Raw genomic sequence first — 19,198 nt, 5'->3', positions numbered from 1 at the left:
CGGCTATTTAGGCAGCTTAAAGGAGCTCTTCAGGGACACGATCCTGTTGAACACGAGGGCATCCGGCCTTGAGTCCCTGGCATCAATGCAGAAATAGCCGTTTCTGACGAACTGGAAGCTGTCGTAGGCCTTTGCATCCTGGAAGCTGGGCTCCACAAAGCAGTTCTTCCGGATCTCCAGAGAGTTGGGGTTCAGGTTCAAAGAGCCGTCCTCCTTATTGTACACACCCTTCTCCTCATCGATCAGGTTCTCGTAGAGACGGATCTCTGCCTTCTGGGCACAGGAGACCGGAACCCAGTGAATGGTTCCCTTGACTTTCCTTCCTGTAAAGCCGGAGCCCGCCTTTGTCTCCGGGTCGTAGGTGGCATGTACCACGGTCACATTGCCCTCCTCGTCGGTCTCGTAGCCCACGCACTTCACAAAGTAGGCGTGCATCAGGCGCACCTCATTTCCCGGAAAGAGGCGGAAATATTTCTTCGGAGGCTCGATCATGAAATCATCCCGCTCAATGTACAGCTCTCTCTCAAAGGGAAGCTGTCTCATTCCCAGCTCCTCGTTCTCCAGGTTGTTAGCCACATCCAGGTATTCCTTCTCTCCCTCCGGGTAGTTGTCGATCACCAGCTTGATGGGATCCAGGACTGCCATCATGCGGGGGCGCTTCATCTTCAGGTCCTCCCGGATGCAGTACTCCAGCATGGCGTAATCCACAGAGCTCTGGCTCTTGGACACACCGCACATCTCCACGAACATCTTGATGGACTCGGGCGTAAAGCCTCTCCTTCTCAGAGCCGCGATGGACACAAGGCGGGGGTCATCCCAGCCGTCCACAATGCCCTCCTGCACCAGCTTCTTGATATAGCGCTTGCCTGTCACCACGTTGGTCAGGTACAGCTTGGCGAACTCGATCTGGCGGGGAGCCGGATCGAATTCACATTCCCTCACCACCCAGTCGTAGAGAGGCCTGTGATCCTCAAACTCCAGTGTGCAGATAGAGTGGGTAATCTTCTCCACCGCGTCCTCGATGGGGTGGGCAAAATCATACATGGGGTAAATGCACCATTTATCTCCCGTATTGTGGTGAGTCATATGGGCCACCCGGTAGATGATGGGATCCCGCATGTTGATATTGGGGGAGGCCATATCAATCTTGGCCCGCAGCACCTTCTCCCCGTCCTTGTACTCCCCGTTTTTCATAGCCTCGAAGAGGGCCAGGTTCTCCTCAACGGAGCGATCCCTGTAGGGACTGTTCTTGCCGGGCTCTGTGAGAGTTCCTCTGTATTCCCGTATCTCCTCCGGGCTCAGGTCGCAGACGTAGGCCTTTCCCTTCTTGATCAGCTTCACCGCGCACTCGTACATGATATCAAAATAGTCGGAGGCAAAATACAGATGCTCTCCGTAGTCAGCGCCCAGCCACTGCACATCCTCCTTGATGGACTCCACGAACTCCATATCCTCCTTGGTGGGGTTGGTATCGTCAAACCGCAGGTGGAAGGTGCCGCCGTACTTCTGCGCCAGCCCGTAGTTTAAGAGGATGGACTTGGCATGTCCGATGTGGAGGTACCCGTTCGGCTCCGGCGGGAACCTGGTACACACATTGTCGTACACTCCCTCTCTGAGATCTTTATCTATCTCCTGCTCAATAAAATTTTTGGAAACCACTTCTTCTCCCATGTCAACCTCCTGATAACAATAATTGATCTGGTCATGAAGAATATCTTACCATACTTCCCGGCAATCCACAAGCACAAGCCGCAAGGTCTGGCGGGAAACCAGGCTAAAAATCCGTGTAGCTCTTTCCGGACAGCAGAGCTGTGTTCTTTGCCGCCGCCATCTCTGACACGGTCACAAGCTGATAGCCCGCCTCCTGGAGCTTTGGTATAAGCTCCAGGGCCGCGTCCACAGACTCTGTATGTATGTCGTGCATCAGGATGATGTCGCCGTCATCCACAGAGCTCATGACCGTGTCTATCGTCTTCCTGGCGTCCCTTGTCTTCCAGTCCAGCGTGTCGATGTTCCACAGGATCATGGGCATCCCCACGTTCCCGGACACGGTGCTGTTGATGGCTCCGTAGGGAGGGCGCATGACCGTGGCCTGGGAGCCGGCGGCCGCCTGGATGTTGTCGTTTGTCCGCCGGATCTGGGAGGACACGCCCCTTTCGTCCAGCTTAGTCAGGTCCGGGTGGTCATAGGAGTGGTTCCCCAGCTCGCAGCCTGTGTCCTTCATCTGCTTTACCAGCTCCGGGTAAGAGGAGACCTTCTCCCCCAGCATGAAGAATGTGGCGTGGGCGCCGTACTTTTTCAGCTGATCCAGTATCTCCCCTGTCCTCTTCCCGGGGCCGTCGTCAAAGGTGAGGGCCACCATAGGACGGGACGGGTCCACCTGGCTCTCCTTCACGGAGAGAAATTTCCCGTCCCCGTCAAAGGAATAGAGGGAGAGGCCCATGTAGACGTCCCCCACAGCCATCTTCCCCTTCTGGTCAAAATAGTACCGGCTCCCCTCTATCTCCTGCCAGCCGGTGAGGGCCCGTCCGTCCGCCCCAAGGTAATACCTGCCGTCCTCCCCGTCCTTCCACTGGCCGGCCTCCATGGCGCCGCTGTCGTCAAAGAAATACCTGCCTCCGCCGATCTCCTGCCAGCCGGTTGCCATGTCCCCGGCAGAGTTAAAATAGTAGCTCTTCTTCTGCCAGGTGACAAAGCTGTCTGTGACCCATGAGCCGTCATACCGCTGAAATTTTCCGTCCTTCCACTGACCCACAGGGTTTTTGACCGTCAAGGTGCCGTCTTTTAGCTGGATCTGCACCTTCTTTTCCCAGTCTCCTCCCAGCTTTTTCTTCAGCTTCCCGCCAAGCTCGATCCGCACGGGGTAAGTCCCCTCCATGGACAGGTCCGCGTCGCACACAAGGGAAAAACCCTCTCCTCTCTCCAGCTGGCGCATCAGCTCCTCTGCCGTCCATTTCTTCTGTTTGTCCAGTCGGATCCTCTTATTGTACTTTTCCGTATCCGAAGTCACCTTTGCAAACAGAGGCGGCTGCTCCTCCCCCACATAGACCTCCTGGTCCGGGGCGGCGATCTGTATCCGGGCCTGCCGCCCAAAGCCGGACAGGACAAGGAGCGTTCCCGCGGCTCCGGCGCAGACAAGCAGGATGGCTGCGGCCACCAGCAGCCTGGCTGTGAGCCGTTTTCTCCTTCTTCTGCGCATCCGCTCCCCTGCCCCGGGTCTGCCATGTATCCGCCCTCTTGTCTCTCTGCTTTTCCCCTTCCTGTTCATTGTCCCTCTTCATCCTCCCCAGACATACTCTTTTCGACAGAGTATAACCTAATCCGACAGGATCCACAAGAAGGGCAATGAATACTTAAGAAATGTAAAGAAATTCTTAAATTTTCGCACAAAAAAAATGGAGCATACGGGACTTGAACCCGTGACCTCCACACTGCCAGTGTGGCGCGCTCCCAACTGCGCTAATGCCCCATTCAACAATATGAGTTCCATTATAAATGGAAAAGCTGCCTAGCGGACTTGAACCGCCGACCTCCGCCTTACCAAGGCGACGCTCTACCTACTGAGCCAAGGCAGCATATATTTCGTAAGCAACATGAATAATATACAATATAAAGCCGGACTTGTCAATGACTTTTTTGAAAATCTCTTTTTCTGTTTTCAGGCCCACGGGAGCATCTGCGGCTTTGCAGACGCTCCCGCGCTCCTGTCCCGTCTTCTCACCGGTCCTCTTTTCAGGCATCAGGCTATTTTCTCTCCTGCGTCTCCTCCTCCGGCTTTTCCTTTTTCCACACAATGGCTTCCTTGATGCGGTGGTTTTCCACGGCCAGAACCCGGATCTCCAGGTCGTCAGTGCCGCAGACAAAGGTCTCCCCGTTCTCCGGGATGCGGTCTATGACGCCGCAGACGTAGCCGCCAAAGGTGTCATAGTCCTGGGCGGGGAGTTCTACCTTCAGCTCCTCAGCCACATCCTCCACGTCCGCGCCTCCCTGGATGCGCCACTGGCCGTCGGCGATCTTCACGATGTCCTCCGGCTCCTCCTCGTCGTCCGGGTCATAGAGATCCCCCACCAGGGACTCCATCAGGTCGTGGAGGGTGATGATGCCGCTGACACCGCCGTACTCATCCACAAGCACAGCAAAATAGATGCGCTTCTTCTTCATGTTCTGGAACAGGGTGTTGGCCTTCATGGTCTCCGGCACAAAGTAGGCCTTCTCCACCGCATTTGCCATGACATTGTCCCTGCTCTTGTCCTCCAGGCGGAAATAGTCCTTCGTGTCCAGCACGCCCACTATGTCCTCCTGGTTCTCGTTGCAGACCGGATAGTGGGTGTGTCTGGTAGAGTGGATGAGGGTCTCCCACTCCTTCATGTCCTCGTCCAGGTACAGGCAGTCCATGTCCACCCTGTGGGTACAGATCTGCTCCACGGAGATGTCGTCAAACTCAAACACGTTGCGGATCATCTCGCTCTCCTCGCTGTCAATATTTCCCTGGGCATTTCCCTCCATGAGGAGCATCCGGATCTCCTCCTCCGTCACCTGCTCCTCCTCTTCCTCCGGGTTGATGTGCAGAAGCCGCAGCATGCCGTTGGTGGATTTGGTCAGCAGGAACACGATGGGCGCAAATACCTTGGACACCCCGTACAGAAGGCCGGACAGCAGAAGGGAGAGCTGCTCCGACTTCTTCATGGCAATCCGCTTGGGCACCAGCTCGCCGAACACGAGGCTGAAGTAGGCCAGTATGACTGTAATGACCACAAGGGCCACCGTTCTCACCACCCGCTCCGGCACAGCCACTCCCATGCTGATGATCCAGTCCGAGAGAGGGCCGGAAAAGCTGTCCGCCGCGAAGGCACTTCCCAGCTGTCCTGCCAGGGTGATGGCCACCTGGATGGTGGACAGGAACTTGGCGGGCTGCTCTGTCAGCGTGTACAGATGGCGTGCCCGGCGGTCTCCGTCCTCCGCCATTTTTTTCAGTTTCGTCTCGTTCATGGAGATCACGGCGATCTCCGCGCTTGCAAAGATCGCGTTCAGCGCGATCAGTACAACCTGTAAAATTAATGGTCCAACCATTTCTTTCTTAATCCTCCCGATCGATCATTAATGTAATGAATGTAATGTCATAAGTAATATCGCAAAAGGGTATAACCCACAGGCCCCGCGTCGTACCGGCGCGCGCCTGCAGGCTATACCCTTATCTATTCATGATATCACATGGATCATTCTCTTCCTGTGCCCACAAATCTGCCGCACACACTGTCATCTGAAAGCATGCACAGCTCTCAGTGTCACTGTCATCGTCCATGTATGTAATCACACCTTTCTTTTCTGCTTGTTCCCGGCATTTGTCAGATTTATACCGGATTGATAAATAAAATATCACACTTCCGGCTGTCTGTCAATCTTTCCCGTCCTCACTGCGCAGGATCTTCTGAGTTTTGGCCTTGATTCTCTGGAGGGCATTGTCCACAGTCTTGGGACTTTTGTCCAGCAGCCCCGCTATGGTCCGGTAGTCTGTCCCCAGAAGATGGAGGTAGAGCACCCTCCTCTCCAGGTCACTTAAAGCTCCCTCCAGCTCCTCCTCGATCCTCCTGGCATTGTCCTTGCTGAGGAAGGCCTGCTCCGGGTCGCTCTCCGTGCCGGCCTGGATGGTGTCCATCAGCTTGGCTCCCTCCCCCTCCTCCGGGTTCTCCCTCTCGTAGAGGGAGATGTAGGAATTTAAGGGGGTGTGCTTCTTCCTCCTGGACGCCTCTATGGCACTGTAGAGCTGCCTTCTGACACAGAGCCTGGCAAAGCTGTAAAAGGATGCCTCCTGGGTCGTGTCGTAGTCCTGGACGGCCTTGAAAAGGCCGATCATCCCCTCCTGGATGAGGTCATCGTTCTCTCCTCCCAGAAGGTACATGGCCTTGGCCTCCTTTTTGACCAGTCCCTTATATTTTTCCATCAGATAGTCCGTGATCGCCCGGTCCCCCTCCCGGAGCCTGCGTATCAGCTGCTCATCTGTCATCTGTTCATACTGAGGCATACTACCTTCCTTTCCGTCCCGCCAAAGCCTCCGGCCCTCTTCGCGCTCTAGCTCATCCTCTGGCGGACGATCTCGTAGGCCAAAACTCCCGCCGCCACCGACGCGTTCAGGGAGTCAATGTCCCCCTTCATGGGGATGGCTGCCGTAAAGTCACAGCTTTCCTTCACAAGGCGTCCCACGCCCTCCCCCTCGTTTCCGATGACAAGGCCGATGGGCCCCTTCAGATCCAGGTCATACATGAGCTCCCCGCCCATGTCGGCGCACACAAACCAGAGGCCTTCCTTCTTCAGCTCCTCCATGGTGCGGACCAGGTTGGTGACCTTGGCCACCGGCGTGTAGTTAATGGCTCCGGCGGAGGTGCGGGCCACTGTGGCCGTCAGCCCCACTGCCCGGCGCTTCGGGATAATGACCCCGTGGGCCCCGGCCAGGTTGGCTGTCCGGATGATGGCCCCCAGATTGTGGGGATCCTCCACATTGTCCAGGAGGATGAGGAAGGGGGCTTCCCCCCTGCTCCTTGCCAGCTTCAGCATATCCTCCACGCTGGCGTACTCCCATGCCGCGGCCTGGGCGATCACGCCCTGGTGATGTCCTGTCCCGGAGAGCTGGCCCAGTCTCTCCTTTGACACAAACTGGACGATAGTGTCGTGCTTTCTCGCCTCCCGCAGAATGGTCTGCACAGGGCCGTCCTTGCAGCCGTCCTGGACAAACAGCTTGTCAATGGTCTTCCCGGAGCGGAAGGCCTCAAGGACAGCGTTCCGCCCTTCGATCACAGTACTGTTTTTTTCTATCTCTCTGTCACTCATAGTTCATCCTCTTTATGGTTTTCGCGGACTTTGTCTTTACCGGGTACATCTTTACCGGGCACCTCTGCGCTTGGCACGTCTCCGCCGGCTTCGCCTGCCTCTTCCCCGGCCTCCAGGCTGTCAAGCCCGGCGCGGATCAGGGTGAGCATCCTCGCCCAGTCCCTTTTCAGGTAGAGATACCCCATAAGGGCCTCAAAGCCGGTGGCCCGCCTGTAATCTGTCACAGACTGGTTCTTGGCGGGGGACACGCTCTTGGCGTTCCTCCCCCTCTTGTAGACCCCGTGCTCCTCCTCTGTCAGGATCCCCTGCAGGGTGCGCATCATCCGGGACTGTGCGGACGCCTGCACAAGGGAGCTGGTCATCCTGTGGAGCTGGTTCACAGGGCGGTTCCCTTTGCTGACCACCAGCGTCTTGATGACCAGGTCATAGATGCTGTCGCCGATGTAGGCCAGGGTGAGAGGCGAATACTCCCGGATATCCGCCTCCTCCATCTGGAAGATCTCCCGCATATAGTCCTCAAACTTCCACTGTATCTTCTGTTCTACGCTCTTTTCCATTTTACTCCTTCACGTGTATCCTCAAGGATAATGCCCCTGGCTGCCAGCTCGTCTCTGATCTCATCCGCCCGGGCGAAATCCTTTGCCTTTCTGGCCGCCTGGCGCTCCTCGATGAGAGCCTCGATGTCCTCGTCCAGCATCTCTGTCTCCTTCACTACGATCAGCCCCAGCACATTGCAGAGCTTCTCCAGCACCTCCAGCAGCCCTTTCGCGTAAGCGGCGGAGCTGTCCTCGCCGGCAGTGGTATTGCAGTATTTCACAAGGTCAAAGACGGCGGCAATGGCGTCCGCCGTGTTGAAATCGTCGTCCATGGCGGTCTCAAAGGCTTTTACATACTCCTCTGTCTTCGCCAGCGCCTCCTTCTCCTCCGGGGACATGTCGGCGGTCTTTGCGTTTTCACTCAGATACTTCAGGTTCTCCGCCGCGTTCACGATCCTGTCCAGACCATTCTTGGAGGCCTCCATCAGATCCGCGCTGAAGTTTAAGGGGCTCCTGTAGTGGGCGCTTAGCATGAAGAACCGGAGCACCTGCAGGTCGTACTGCTCGCTGATCTCCCGGACTGTGCGGAAGTTGCCAAGGGACTTGCTCATCTTGTGGTTGTCGATATTTAAGAACGCGTTGTGCATCCAGTATTTTGCGAATTCCTTTCCGTTTGCCGCCTCGCTCTGGGCGATCTCGTTCTCGTGATGGGGGAACACCAGATCCTCCCCGCCCGCGTGAATGTCGATCTGCTCTCCAAGGTATTTCTTTGACATGACAGAGCACTCAATGTGCCAGCCCGGGCGGCCGTCGCTCCAGGGTGACTCCCAGGAGGGCTCTCCCTCCTTCTTGGGCTTCCAGAGCACGAAATCCAGCGGGTCCTCCTTCTCGTCCTCGCCGCTCACCAGCAGGGTTCTGTTGCCGGAGCGCAGGTCGTCCAGATTTTTGTGGGACAGCTTGCCGTAGTCCTTGAACTGTCTTGTGCGGAAATAGACTGTTCCGTTCTTCTCGTAGGCATACCCCTTGTCGATGAGCTGCTGGATCATCTCCACCATGCCGCAGATCTCCTCTGTGGCCAGGGGATTTTTTGTGGCGGGCTCAATGTTCATGCCCTCCATGTCCTTCTTGCACTCGGCGATGTATCTCTTGGAGATCTCGTCCGCGGACACCCCCTCCTCGATGGCCTTCTTGATGATCTTGTCGTCCACGTCCGTGAAATTGGAGACAAAATTCACATCGTAGCCCTTGTACTCAAAATATCTCCTGACCGTGTCAAACACGATCATAGGCCTGGCGTTGCCGATATGGATCAGATTGTACACCGTAGGGCCGCAGACGTACATCTTGACCTTGCCCTCCTCCAGGGGTACAAACTCTTCCTTTTTCCTTGTCATTGTGTTAAACAGCTTCATGTTGCTCCTCCTTATCTTCTTCCATCTCTATGGAATTGTCTTTCATGCATTTCATGTGCTTTTCCAGCTCTCTTAATTCCTTCTTCAGGCGGATATTATCCTGCTGGAGCTCACGGATGTCGTTGCTCACCGGGTCAGGCAGATGCACCTGATCCATATCCTCCCTGGGAATTTTCTGGTCTCCCATCTTCACGATGCGTCCCGGGACTCCCACCACAGTGCAGTTAGGCGGCACCTCCTTGAGCACCACCGCCCCGGCGCCGATCTTGGAGTTCTCCCCGATGGTAAATGACCCCAGTATCTTGGCCCCGGCGCTGACCATCACATTGTCCTTCAGGGTGGGGTGTCTTTTCCCCTTCTCCTTGCCTGTGCCCCCCAGGGTCACACCCTGGTAGAGGGTCACGTTGTTTCCGATGATGGTGGTCTCGCCAATGATAACGCCTGTCCCGTGGTCGATAAAGAGCCCCCTGCCGATCCTGGCGCCGGGGTGGATCTCGATTCCCGTCTTCCTGGCCGCCCGCTGGGACACCCATCTGGCGAGAAAGTAATGCTTCTTCCGGTACAGCCTGTGGGCCACCCGGTAGCTTAAAATCACCTTAAAGCTCGGGTAGAGAAACACTTCCCAGTTGGACTTGATGGCCGGGTCTCTCTCCCGGATCACCTGTATCTCTTCCCGAATATATTTTACAAGTCCCATATCCTTCCTCCCTTTTCTGGTCTTTCCATGTCAGGGGCGCGCCGCCATGCCGCGGATCGGCCGGGGAGTCCAAAGGGACTTTCCAGGAGAATAAAAAAGTCTCTTACAATACATGTAAGAGACGAATGATGATCCGTGGTTCCACTCCTTTTGAAAGCACCCGCCTGCCTTGCGCACGCAGCTGCTCCCCGCTTTCCGGCTGATAACGCCCGCCCTCGCGTACCCGGCTAGTCAGCGCCGCACTCTTCTGAGCGCCCTCCTTTCGCCGGATCAACTCCCGGATGCACTTCATACGGATCTCGCCCGGAGCTGCTTTCAGCCGGTGACAGCTCCTCTCTGGTGGCTCCCTTCCATATTACTCTTTCCGTTCTCCGTTTTTACCGCTATAGCTACTATAGTATGTGAAAAGCCGGAATTTGTCAACCTCCGCCAGGCAGAGTTTTCTCTTTTTCCGGTTCGGTCATACTACCTCGTTCAAATAAACAGGAGACAGCGGAACGATTTTTTTCAGCTCCTCCTTCATCCTCTCCGTCACCGTGACTCCCTTTTCCTTTTCAATATGGTCCGGTGAAATCCTTCCAAAGACAAGCTTTGTGAGCGCCTCCACAGTCAAAGTGCCCTCGCTGTTCTCCGGCTTTCCCTCCATCAGCATGACTCCGGAAAACTCCGTCCCCGTCATCATGAACACCTGGTTGTTCTCAGGGATGATGGGATCTGTCACCTGAAAGCACACAGCTGTCAGATAGTTCAGCTCCAGAAGAAGGAGCAGCCTTTTCACATTCACCGGGCGGACCATGATCTTTGGTCTCTCCTCCGGCAGTTCCTCCACCGCAGGCAGGCAGTCCACAATCCGGCCCTCCTGCTCGCAGACCATCAGGCACCCCCCATCGCTTTCATATTCCCGGATGAGCCGCTCGTAGTAGGCCTGATCCCGCTTCGCATAGACCTTATACCGGCCCTTCAGCTCACTTTCGGCCATATCCGCAATGTCCGCCGCATCCGCCGAAAGGGCCTTTCTTGCGCTCCAGCCATCGGGAAGCTCCTCCTCCCCCCGGAAGTATCTTCGCTCCTGTTCATATACTGTGGAAAAGCCGTGAGGCAGATAGATCCCCTCCGCCGCCGGCATGAGGAAGGTAAAGGGCTCTCCTGCCCGGTACATATCCCGGAGGGCCGTCTTTAAGAGAGCCGCCATATACCCTCTCTTCCGGTAGGCCTCCTCCGTGGCCACCGCCACGATATAGTGAGAGGGCTCCTCCCTTCCGTTTACCATCAGGGTGTAGGGGTTGAGGTGGAGCATAGCCCGCATGCCGCCCTCCTCCTCCACTACATAGATGGTGTTGTCCTTCGTCTTTTCTGTATAGTAATAATCCACAAAGGAGGGGCTGTCCTCGGAGAAGATCTCCTCATACAATCTCCGGGTGCCGCCCTTCTCCCCGTCTTTCAGTTTTCTGATCCGCATCCTCTCTCACCTGTCCTTCCGCTGCCCGGACTGTCTGGGGCAGCCGCTGCAGGAGGCGCACCCTGCCTCCTCGCTTTGACCCTCCTGCTCCAGCCGGGGCTCATAGCTGTAGTTGGCGATGGTCTCCAGGCAGGCCGCCGCCTGAGCCGCGATCCCCTGACCGCTGCCAGTAAAGCCAAGGCCTTCCTCTGTGGTAGCCTTGATATTGACCTGATCCTTCCGGATACCCAGGGCCCTGGCCACATTATCCCGCATCTCCCCGATATAGGGGGCCAGCTTCGGGCGCTGGGCGATGACAGTGGCGTCAATGTTCCCGATGACGTAGAGCTCCTGGGCCACCAGCTCTCCCACGCGCTCCAGCAGCTTCATGCTGGAAGCGCCCCTGTAGGCCTCGTCCGTGTCGGGGAAATGCCGCCCGATATCTCCCAGAGCCGCTGCCCCCAGGAGGGCGTCCATGATGGCGTGGAGGAGCACGTCCGCGTCAGAGTGCCCCAAAAGTCCCTTCTCGTAGGGAATCTCCACGCCGCCCAGGATCAGCTTCCTGTCCTCTGTCAGTCTGTGCACGTCGTAGCCTGTTCCAATCCTCATCTTCTATTCCCCGCTTTCCTCTTCGTCCTGGGACTGCACCCCGGTCAGCCCCGCGCTTTGTGTCCCGGTCTGCCCTGCGTCCTGCGCCTCGATCTCATCAATCTCCTGCTGCATGTCCTCGTCAGAGGAAAGCTCCTCATCCAGCTCTTCCTCTACCGGCTTGGTCATATTCCGGATAGCATAGACGATCAGCCCGATGCCGAACACAGCAAACAGCACGCCCGCCACCACAAATCCTATATATCCCTCCGGCTTCTGGTTCATGACATCCATGACAAGCTGTACGCCTGTGTAGGTGAGGTATCCTCCCACAATGATCCAGAGCCAGTCTCTCGTTTTTCCATTCATAGTATGCGCTCCTCCATTTTTTCATATGTAGTACAAGTATATAATTTCCACCGGGATCTTGTCAATGAGCGGCACCGCCCGCAGACAAAAAAATACGGCACCGGATGATCTCCGATGCCGTATCTCTGGGAGTAGCGGGAACTGGATTCGAACCAGCGACACTACGGGTATGAACCGTATGCTCTAGCCAACTGAGCTATCCCGCCATAGTATATGGGGCCTATAGGGCTCGAACCTATGACCCTCTGCTTGTAAGGCAGATGCTCTCCCAGCTGAGCTAAGACCCCATATTTTCTGGTCTCGCGGGCTGCTTTCCCGCAACCCGCTTTGCTATTATACTATTGATTTCGAGCAAATGTCAACACTTTTTTTACATTTTTTCTCATTTTTTTCGAGAGTCCCTCAAAGGCCGGTTTTTCGGCATTTTCCGCCCCATCAGAGAAGTCCCGGGTCGATCCGGCGGTCCCGGAAGTAAAATTCCCTGTCCCGTTCGCCGATGGGCCTCATCACCCGGCAGGGGTTCCCGGCCGCCACCACATCCGCCGGGATGTCCTTTGTCACCACGCTGCCGGCCCCGATGACCGTGTTGTCCCCCACAGTCACGCCGGGCAGGAGGATGGCCCCCGCGCCGATCCAGCAGTTTTTCCCCACATGGACCGGCATATTGAACTGGTACTCCTGTTCCCTGAGTGAGGGGAACACAGGATGGCTTCCCGCGGCAATGATGACGTTAGGTCCGATCATGGTGTGGTCGCCCACATAAATATGGGTGTCGTCCACCATCGTCAGATTAAAGTTGGCATAGATGTGGCTGCCAAAGTGGACATGCCTTCCGCCCCAGTTGGCGTAGAAGGGCGTCTCAATATAGCACCCCTCCCCGATCTGCGCAAACATCTTCTCCAGCAGCGCCCTCTTCTCCTCTCCCCTGGACGGCTTCAGATGATTGTACTCATAGAGAAGATCCAGGCAGGCCGCCTGCTCCTCAAGAAGATCCCCGTCCGTGGGCAGATAGAGCGCGCCTCCGTGCATTTTCTTTTCTGCTTCCCTGTCCATATCTCGTCCCTCCGCTTGCGAATTCTCATGATGCTTTCATTATAGCAGAAAAATCTGCCTGGGACGACCTGTTTGTCAGATGAGCGCAAAGAAGCTAACCAGCAGCCTGCACCCGTAAAAGAGGATGACGACGCCGCAGACAATGTTGATGGCCCGCAGCACCCTGGCGTTAAACCGGCTGCTGAAGGCGGAGATCACCAGCGTCAGCCCTGTAAACCACAGGCAGGAGGCTGTCCCCACACCGCAGATAAAGGGGATGGACCGGGATGCCGGCAGCGTCACCCGGAAGGCACCCAGCATCATCGTCCCGTCCACGATAGCCTGGGGATTACACCAGGTCACAACGCAGGCGGAATAGACTGTTTTCCCAAGTGACATGGTCTCCCCGGAACGGTCTATGTCCTGCGTCTTTGCCCGCAGCAGGCCTGCCCCTATGAAAATAACGACAATGCTCCCCGCCAGCAGAACGACCATCTGCAGCCATTTCCACCGCTGCATCACAGCGCCGATGCCGAAAAAGCAGGCCAGAGCCAGCGTCACGTCAAAAAAGATGACGATCAGCGCTGTCGCCAGGGCACGGCGGCGCGTGTGGGTCAGAGCCCCGTTGATGACGAAAAGATTTTGCAGCCCAATGGGCGCAACATAGGCAAGCCCTATGGACAGCCCCTGAAGGAAAAATCCCATAGCCTCCTCCTCATACTGTGCCAAAAATATTTCTGTAGCAAAAAACGGCGCAGCCGCGCCGTTTTTTTATATACTCCGGGCCAAAGCCGGAACCATGCGCTCTGAAGGCAGCTCCTAGACGATGCCCTGAGCCTCCATTGCGTTTACAACCTTCTCGAAGCCCGCGATGTTTGCTCCCATCACGTAGTTTCCTTCATGGCCGTATCTCTTGGCAGCATCAGCCATGTTGTGGCAGATGTTGACCATGATGTTCTTAAGCTTGCTGTCCACTTCCTCAAATGTCCAGCTCAGGCGCTCGCTGTTCTGGGACATTTCCAGAGCAGATGTGGCAACGCCGCCGGCGTTTGCAGCCTTTCCAGGCGCGAAGAGCACGCCGTTCTCCTGCAGGTACTCAGTAGCCTCCAGAGTGGTGGGCATATTGGCACCCTCTGCAACCGCGATGCATCCGTTGGCAACGAGAGCCTTGGCATCCTCAAGGTGCAGCTCGTTCTGTGTCGCGCAGGGAAGAGCGATGTCAACCTTCACGCCCCACACGCCTCTGCCCTCGTGGTACTCAGCGTTCGGGCGATACTTTGTGTACTCGGAAAGTCTTGCTCTGTTGACTTCCTTGATCTCCTTTACTGCCGCAAGGTCAATGCCCTCAGCGTCGTATACCCAGCCTGTGGAGTCGCTCATTGTGACAACCTTGGCGCCCATCTGCTGCGCTTTCTCTGTAGCGTAGATGGCAACGTTTCCGGAACCGGACACTGCGATGGTCTTGCCCGCGATGTCCTTTCCGTTCATCTTGAGCATCTCCTCTGTCAGGTACAGAAGGCCGTAGCCTGTAGCCTCTGTTCTAACCAGGGATCCGCCGTATGTCAGTCCCTTTCCTGTCAGAACACCCTCGTACAGTCCGCGGATGCGCTTGTACTGTCCGAACATGTAGCCGATCTCTCTTGCGCCTGTTCCGATATCTCCGGCCGGAACATCTGTGTCAGCGCCGATATATTTGCATAACTCTGTCATAAAGCTCTGGCAGAATGCCATCACTTCTCTGTCTGATTTGCCCTTGGGATCGAAGTCAGATCCGCCCTTGCCGCCGCCGATCGGCAGTCCTGTAAGGGAATTCTTGAAAATCTGCTCAAATCCGAGGAATTTGATAATACCAAGGTTTACAGAGGGATGAAGACGAAGTCCGCCCTTGTATGGTCCGATCGCGCTGTTAAACTGTACGCGGTATCCTGTGTTTACCTGGACCTGTCCATTGTCGTCTACCCACGGCACACGAAATTTGAACTGTCTCTCCGGCTCAGTCAGTCTCTCAAGAAGCGCTTCCTTTCTGTATTTCTCCTCATTTGCCTCGATTACAGGTCTTAAGGACTCAAGCACTTCCTTGACAGCCTGATGGAACTCCGGCTCCGCCGGGTTCTTGGCCACAACTCTTTCAATCACTTCATCAACATATGACATTGTTTTCTTCCTCCTTGATCTTCTTATCAGGCGGAAGCCATAAAAAAGAGCAGGCATAAGCCTGCTCTTCACTAGACCTCTTTGCCTCTTTAACAGAATAAAATATTCCGGGGCAAAACACAAGTATTTTTTGCATTTTTTATGATTTTTCTGCAACTTTATACTTTCATTCCTGCATTTCAAGCTGTGTTTAGTACTTTTTTACAGAAACTTTGCAACATTGCACTTGTGAAAATGCATTTTTATCCATGTGTTCTATTTAAAGTACTCCACGCCGGACTCAAAGATCTTCAGATCCTGTTCTCCGTAAATGTTGATCGCAACGCTCCGGCCCCGGCGCTCCACATGGGCCATCTTGCCCAGTACTCTTCCGTCCGGGCTTGTGATGCCCTCGATGGCAAAGTAGGAGCCGTTCACGTTCCACTCCTCGTCGTTTGAGATGTTTCCTTCCGGATCACAGTACCGGGTAGCCACCTGGCCGTTTGCGAAAAGCCGGGCAATGGTCTCAGCAGGCGCCACAAAGCGTCCCTCTCCGTGGGAAGCCGGAGTGACATAGACGCCGCCAAGCCGGGCATTCGCGAGCCAGGGCGACTTGTCTGTCACCACCTTTGTGTACACCATCTTGGAAATGTGGCGCCCGATGGTATTGTAGGTCAGTGTAGGCGAGTTGTCTGTCTGCCCTGTAATCTTTCCGTTTGGCACCAGTCCCAGCTTGATGAGGGCCTGGAAGCCGTTGCAGATACCAAGGGCAAGGCCGTCTCTCTCATTTAAGAGCTTCTCCACCGCCTCTTTCAGCTTCGCGTTCTGGAAAGCAGTGGCAAAGAACTTGGCTGATCCGTCGGGCTCATCGCCTGCGCTGAATCCGCCTGGGAACATGATGATCTGGGACTGGCTGATGGCTTTTTCAAACACGTCTACAGAGTCCACGATGTCCGCCGCGTCCATGTTCCTGAACACCTTCGTGATGACCCTGGCCCCTGCTCTCTCAAAGGCCTTCGCACTGTCGTACTCGCAGTTGGTGCCCGGGAACACAGGAATGAACACCGTGGGCTGGGCAATCTTGTGGCTGCAGATGTGGACTTTTGATGCGTGGAAGCAGCCATCTTCCTTCAGCTCTCCGTCCTCTTTCTTCTCTGATCTGATGAACCAGCTTGTGGGGCCGTCCTGGGCGCCGGACCGTGTGGCGAACACTTTCTCCAGAGTGCCTGTCCATGCCTCTTCCGCCTCGTCAAGTCCGATGACTGCATCGCCGTAGGAGAAAGCCTTGTCGTCCGTCACCTCGCCGATGACCGTGTAGGTGATCTGCAGCTCTCCCACTTTGCCCTCCGGCACCTCAGCTACCAGGTCTCCGAAGGCGGGGGCAAAGAGTTCTCTTTCATCCATGCTGTGCTCGATCTTCACGCCCATGCCGTTTCCAAAGGCCATCTTGCTGACAGCGGCGATGACGCCGTGGCGGTCCGGCACGTAGGCGGAGAGGATCCTTCCGGCCTTGATATCCTCCGCAAATTTTCCGTACTGCTCCATCACTTTCTCATATACCGGCAGATCGTACTCATCCTTCGGGATGCGCAGCCACACAAGCTTGCTTCCCGCTTTCTTCAGCTCCGGCGTGATGATATCTTTTTCTTTTGCCACATCCACGGCAAAGGAAACAAGAGTAGGCGGCACATCGATGTCCTCGAAAGTACCGGACATACTGTCTTTGCCTCCGATGGAAGGAAGACCAAATCCAAGCTGGGCCGCATAGGCTCCAAGGAGAGCGGCAAACGGTTGGCTCCAGCGATGTGGATCCTCCGTCATCCGGCGGAAGTACTCCTGGAAAGTAAAGCGGATCTTCCGGTAGTCGCCGCCTGCTGCCACGATCTTGGCCACAGACTCTGTCACAGCGTAGACCGCTCCATGGTAGGGGCTCCAGCTTGACAGGTAGGGATCAAAGCCGTAGCTCATCATGGTCACTGTGTCACAGTCCCCTTTCAGTACAGGGAGCTTCGCCACCATGGCCTGGGTCTCTGTCATCTGATATTTTCCGCCGTGAGGCATGAACACAGATCCTGCTCCGATGGAACCGTCAAACATCTCCACAAGCCCCTTCTGGGAGCATACGTTCAGGTCTGCCAGTGTCTCCAGCCATTTCGCTTTCACATCTGTCACTTCCACTTTATCCGTCAGCACCTTGCCTGCGCGGTCCGGGATGTCCACGGCCACGCTTGTCTCCTGGTGGGCGCCGTTTGTGTCAAGGAAAGCTCTGGAGATGTTCACGATCTCTTTTCCTCTCCACACAAGGACAAGCCTCGGCTCCTCTGTCACCACAGCCACCTGCACGGCCTCCAGGTTCTCCTCTTTGGCGTAGCCCATAAAGGTCTCCACATCAGCCGGGTCAAGGACCACAGCCATGCGCTCCTGGGACTCGGAGATGGCGATCTCTGTCCCGTCCAGTCCCGCGTATTTCTTGGGCACCTTGTCCAGGTCCACCCTGAGTCCGTCTGCCAGCTCTCCGATGGCCACGGACACGCCGCCTGCGCCAAAGTCGTTGCACTTCTTGATGAGACGGCTCACCTCCTCCCTGCGGAAGAGGCGCTGGATCTTCCTCTCTGTGGGGGGATTTCCCTTCTGCACCTCCGCGCCGCAGGTCTCGATGGACTCCTCTGTGTGCACCTTGGAGGAGCCTGTGGCGCCGCCGCAGCCGTCACGGCCGGTGCGCCCGCCAAGGAGGATGATGATGTCTCCCGGGTCGGAGGTCTCACGGATCACTGCGCGCCTGGGCGCCGCTCCCATGACAGCCCCGATCTCCATTCTCTTGGCCACGTAGCCGGGGTGGTAGATCTCCTTTACCGCACCGGTGGCAAGGCCGATCTGGTTGCCGTAGGAGCTGTAGCCGTGGGCCGCCTCACGGACAAGCTTCTTCTGGGGAAGCTTTCCTTTCATGGTGTCCTTCACGGAGACAGTGGGGTCCGCCGCTCCCGTGACGCGCATAGCCTGGTACACGTAGGTACGGCCTGAGAGGGGATCTCTGATAGCGCCGCCAAGACAGGTGGCAGCTCCTCCGAAGGGCTCGATCTCTGTAGGGTGGTTGTGAGTCTCATTCTTGAAGTTCACGAGCCACTCCTCCTCCACGCCATCCACGGTCACCGGCACGACGATGCTGCAGGCGTTGATCTCGTCGGACTCCTCCTGGTCCGCAAGCTTCCCTTCCTTCTTCAGCTTGCGCATGGCCATGAGAGCCAGGTCCATCAGACAGATGAACTTGTCGTCCCTGCCCTTGAATATCTCCCTGTGGTCCGCCGCATACTGGCAGTAGGTGTCCTCGATGGGCTTTCTGTAATCTCCCTCTCCAAAGGTAATGTCTTTCAGCTCTGTGGAGAAGGTGGTGTGGCGGCAGTGGTCGGACCAGTAGGTGTCCAGCACCCGGATCTCCGTCATGGACGGGTCCCTGTCCTCCTCCCCCTTGAAATAGTTCTGGATATGCTGGAAATCCTTGAAGGTCATGGCAAGCCCGAGAGAGTCGTAGAGCTCCCGCAGCTTCTCCTCCTCCAGGTCCTTAAAGCCGTCGAAGATGATGACGTCCGCCGGCTCGTCAAACTTTGTCACCAGCGTCTCCGGCTTCTCCATGCCTGTCTCCCTTGAGTCCACAGGGTTGATGCAGTGGTGCTTCACAGCCTCAAACTGCTCGTCCGTCAGCTCTCCCTCTATCACGTAGGTGGTGGCGGTGCGGATGACCGGCTTCTCGTCCTCCTTTATAAACTGCACGCACTGCACGGCAGAGTCCGCCCTCTGGTCAAACTGGCCGGGAAGGAACTCCACGGAGAAGACCCTGGCCCCCTCTGCCGCCGGAAATGTCTCTTTATACAAAACGTCAACCGGAGGCTCCGCGAAGACGCCCCTGCAAGCCTTCTCAAAGGTCTCCTCCGAGATGTTCTCCACATCGTAGCGGATCAGCACCCGCACACCCGTAAGAGCGCTTATGCCCAGATAGCTCTTAATCTCGTGGAAGAGATCCTTTGCCTGAACCGCATACTCCGGTTTTTTCTCCACATATACTCGTTTTACATTGCCCATAAAATTTCCTCCATTTTATATATGTTGATTTTATGATACGCTGGTTTTATCATAACATGAGGTTTCTTATTAGTAAAGTTAATAAAATTAA

General features: G+C 56.0%; 16 protein-coding genes, 4 tRNA genes and 1 other annotated feature. All 20 genes read right to left on the bottom strand.

Annotation, left to right across the window (positions count from 1 at the left end):
- Window positions 1-3: 3 nt before the first annotated feature.
- The 20 genes from H7U36_RS09335 to H7U36_RS09240 all read right to left on the bottom strand — a co-directional run bounded on the left by H7U36_RS09335 (window position 4) and on the right by H7U36_RS09240 (window position 19,107).
- Window positions 4-1,671 (bottom strand): glutamine--tRNA ligase/YqeY domain fusion protein, encoded by a 1,668-nt coding sequence (locus tag H7U36_RS09335; protein ID WP_033124502.1) that lies wholly within the window; start codon window positions 1,669-1,671, stop codon window positions 4-6.
- Window positions 1,672-1,774: 103 nt separating this feature from the next.
- Complete coding sequence (locus H7U36_RS09330) at window positions 1,775-3,268, bottom strand: polysaccharide deacetylase family protein (RefSeq protein ID WP_243127114.1); 1,494 nt, start codon at window positions 3,266-3,268, stop codon at window positions 1,775-1,777.
- A 128-nt stretch (window positions 3,269-3,396) separates the two neighbouring features.
- Window positions 3,397-3,469, bottom strand: a tRNA-Ala gene (locus H7U36_RS09325).
- A gap of 33 nt (window positions 3,470-3,502) precedes the next feature.
- A tRNA-Thr gene (locus tag H7U36_RS09320) sits at window positions 3,503-3,575 on the bottom strand.
- Entirely contained in the window at window positions 3,558-3,740 is a 183-nt protein-coding gene (locus H7U36_RS09315) for a hypothetical protein (RefSeq protein ID WP_205156057.1), read from the bottom strand. The genes H7U36_RS09320 and H7U36_RS09315 overlap by 18 nt, the downstream gene beginning before the upstream one ends.
- A gap of 4 nt (window positions 3,741-3,744) precedes the next feature.
- Window positions 3,745-5,070 (bottom strand): hemolysin family protein, encoded by a 1,326-nt coding sequence (locus H7U36_RS09310; RefSeq protein ID WP_138302694.1) that lies wholly within the window; start codon window positions 5,068-5,070, stop codon window positions 3,745-3,747.
- A gap of 325 nt (window positions 5,071-5,395) precedes the next feature.
- Window positions 5,396-6,022 (bottom strand): sigma-70 family RNA polymerase sigma factor, encoded by a 627-nt coding sequence (locus H7U36_RS09305; RefSeq protein WP_033124500.1) that lies wholly within the window; start codon window positions 6,020-6,022, stop codon window positions 5,396-5,398.
- Window positions 6,023-6,069: 47 nt separating this feature from the next.
- Window positions 6,070-6,825, bottom strand: coding sequence for a 23S rRNA (guanosine(2251)-2'-O)-methyltransferase RlmB (gene rlmB, locus H7U36_RS09300; protein ID WP_033124499.1), 756 nt, complete (start codon window positions 6,823-6,825; stop codon window positions 6,070-6,072).
- Window positions 6,822-7,382 (bottom strand): Mini-ribonuclease 3, encoded by a 561-nt coding sequence (locus tag H7U36_RS09295; RefSeq protein WP_191428974.1) that lies wholly within the window; start codon window positions 7,380-7,382, stop codon window positions 6,822-6,824. Before H7U36_RS09295 ends, rlmB begins: the two co-directional genes overlap by 4 nt.
- Window positions 7,367-8,773, bottom strand: a complete 1,407-nt coding sequence (cysS, locus tag H7U36_RS09290; protein WP_138302697.1) for a cysteine--tRNA ligase — start codon at window positions 8,771-8,773, stop codon at window positions 7,367-7,369. The genes H7U36_RS09295 and cysS overlap by 16 nt, the downstream gene beginning before the upstream one ends.
- Window positions 8,760-9,470: a serine O-acetyltransferase EpsC gene (epsC, locus tag H7U36_RS09285; protein WP_033124497.1), complete on the bottom strand. Its 711-nt coding sequence runs from the start codon at window positions 9,468-9,470 to the stop codon at window positions 8,760-8,762. The genes cysS and epsC overlap by 14 nt, the downstream gene beginning before the upstream one ends.
- 114 nt (window positions 9,471-9,584) lie before the next feature.
- Window positions 9,585-9,851, bottom strand: a binding site (T-box leader).
- A gap of 79 nt (window positions 9,852-9,930) precedes the next feature.
- Window positions 9,931-10,929 (bottom strand): GNAT family N-acetyltransferase, encoded by a 999-nt coding sequence (locus H7U36_RS09280; protein ID WP_138302698.1) that lies wholly within the window; start codon window positions 10,927-10,929, stop codon window positions 9,931-9,933.
- 6 nt (window positions 10,930-10,935) lie between these two features.
- Window positions 10,936-11,517 (bottom strand): 2-C-methyl-D-erythritol 2,4-cyclodiphosphate synthase, encoded by a 582-nt coding sequence (gene ispF, locus H7U36_RS09275; RefSeq protein WP_138302699.1) that lies wholly within the window; start codon window positions 11,515-11,517, stop codon window positions 10,936-10,938.
- A gap of 3 nt (window positions 11,518-11,520) precedes the next feature.
- Window positions 11,521-11,865 carry a hypothetical protein gene (locus H7U36_RS09270; RefSeq protein WP_138302700.1) on the bottom strand — a complete coding sequence of 115 codons (345 nt, stop codon included), beginning with the start codon at window positions 11,863-11,865 and terminating at the stop codon, window positions 11,521-11,523.
- Window positions 11,866-11,997: 132 nt separating this feature from the next.
- Window positions 11,998-12,071: transfer RNA gene (locus H7U36_RS09265), tRNA-Met, on the bottom strand.
- A gap of 8 nt (window positions 12,072-12,079) precedes the next feature.
- Window positions 12,080-12,152: transfer RNA gene (locus H7U36_RS09260), tRNA-Val, on the bottom strand.
- Window positions 12,153-12,300: 148 nt separating this feature from the next.
- Window positions 12,301-12,918: a sugar O-acetyltransferase gene (locus H7U36_RS09255; protein ID WP_138302701.1), complete on the bottom strand. Its 618-nt coding sequence runs from the start codon at window positions 12,916-12,918 to the stop codon at window positions 12,301-12,303.
- A 75-nt stretch (window positions 12,919-12,993) separates the two neighbouring features.
- Window positions 12,994-13,626, bottom strand: coding sequence for a LysE/ArgO family amino acid transporter (locus tag H7U36_RS09250; protein ID WP_330637078.1), 633 nt, complete (start codon window positions 13,624-13,626; stop codon window positions 12,994-12,996).
- A gap of 90 nt (window positions 13,627-13,716) precedes the next feature.
- The gene (gene gdhA, locus H7U36_RS09245) at window positions 13,717-15,051 is read right to left on the bottom strand and encodes an NADP-specific glutamate dehydrogenase (protein WP_033124491.1); all 1,335 of its coding nucleotides are present in this window, start codon (window positions 15,049-15,051) and stop codon (window positions 13,717-13,719) included.
- Window positions 15,052-15,306: 255 nt separating this feature from the next.
- Window positions 15,307-19,107 carry a phosphoribosylformylglycinamidine synthase gene (locus tag H7U36_RS09240; protein WP_205156056.1) on the bottom strand — a complete coding sequence of 1,267 codons (3,801 nt, stop codon included), beginning with the start codon at window positions 19,105-19,107 and terminating at the stop codon, window positions 15,307-15,309.
- Window positions 19,108-19,198 lie beyond the last annotated feature (91 nt).

Source organism: Faecalicatena fissicatena, assembly GCF_016900595.1.
Lineage (GTDB): Bacteria > Bacillota > Clostridia > Lachnospirales > Lachnospiraceae > Claveliimonas > Claveliimonas intestinigallinarum.
This window is presented reverse-complemented; position numbering and strand designations above follow the sequence as displayed.

Excerpts from the sequence above, each read along its gene's own strand:
- H7U36_RS09335 (WP_033124502.1), bottom strand. The coding sequence starts at position 1,671 with ATGGGAGAAGAAGTGGTTTCCAAAAATTTTATTGAGCAGGAGATAGAT.
- H7U36_RS09330 (WP_243127114.1), bottom strand. The coding sequence starts at position 3,268 with ATGAACAGGAAGGGGAAAAGCAGAGAGACAAGAGGGCGGATACATGGC.
- H7U36_RS09315 (WP_205156057.1), bottom strand. The coding sequence starts at position 3,740 with ATGCCTGAAAAGAGGACCGGTGAGAAGACGGGACAGGAGCGCGGGAGC.
- H7U36_RS09310 (WP_138302694.1), bottom strand. The coding sequence starts at position 5,070 with ATGGTTGGACCATTAATTTTACAGGTTGTACTGATCGCGCTGAACGCG.
- H7U36_RS09305 (WP_033124500.1), bottom strand. The coding sequence starts at position 6,022 with ATGCCTCAGTATGAACAGATGACAGATGAGCAGCTGATACGCAGGCTC.
- rlmB (WP_033124499.1), bottom strand. The coding sequence starts at position 6,825 with ATGAGTGACAGAGAGATAGAAAAAAACAGTACTGTGATCGAAGGGCGG.
- H7U36_RS09295 (WP_191428974.1), bottom strand. The coding sequence starts at position 7,382 with ATGGAAAAGAGCGTAGAACAGAAGATACAGTGGAAGTTTGAGGACTAT.
- cysS (WP_138302697.1), bottom strand. The coding sequence starts at position 8,773 with ATGAAGCTGTTTAACACAATGACAAGGAAAAAGGAAGAGTTTGTACCC.
- epsC (WP_033124497.1), bottom strand. The coding sequence starts at position 9,470 with ATGGGACTTGTAAAATATATTCGGGAAGAGATACAGGTGATCCGGGAG.
- H7U36_RS09280 (WP_138302698.1), bottom strand. The coding sequence starts at position 10,929 with ATGCGGATCAGAAAACTGAAAGACGGGGAGAAGGGCGGCACCCGGAGA.
- ispF (WP_138302699.1), bottom strand. The coding sequence starts at position 11,517 with ATGAGGATTGGAACAGGCTACGACGTGCACAGACTGACAGAGGACAGG.
- H7U36_RS09270 (WP_138302700.1), bottom strand. The coding sequence starts at position 11,865 with ATGAATGGAAAAACGAGAGACTGGCTCTGGATCATTGTGGGAGGATAC.
- H7U36_RS09255 (WP_138302701.1), bottom strand. The coding sequence starts at position 12,918 with ATGGACAGGGAAGCAGAAAAGAAAATGCACGGAGGCGCGCTCTATCTG.
- gdhA (WP_033124491.1), bottom strand. The coding sequence starts at position 15,051 with ATGTCATATGTTGATGAAGTGATTGAAAGAGTTGTGGCCAAGAACCCG.
- H7U36_RS09240 (WP_205156056.1), bottom strand. The coding sequence starts at position 19,107 with ATGGGCAATGTAAAACGAGTATATGTGGAGAAAAAACCGGAGTATGCG.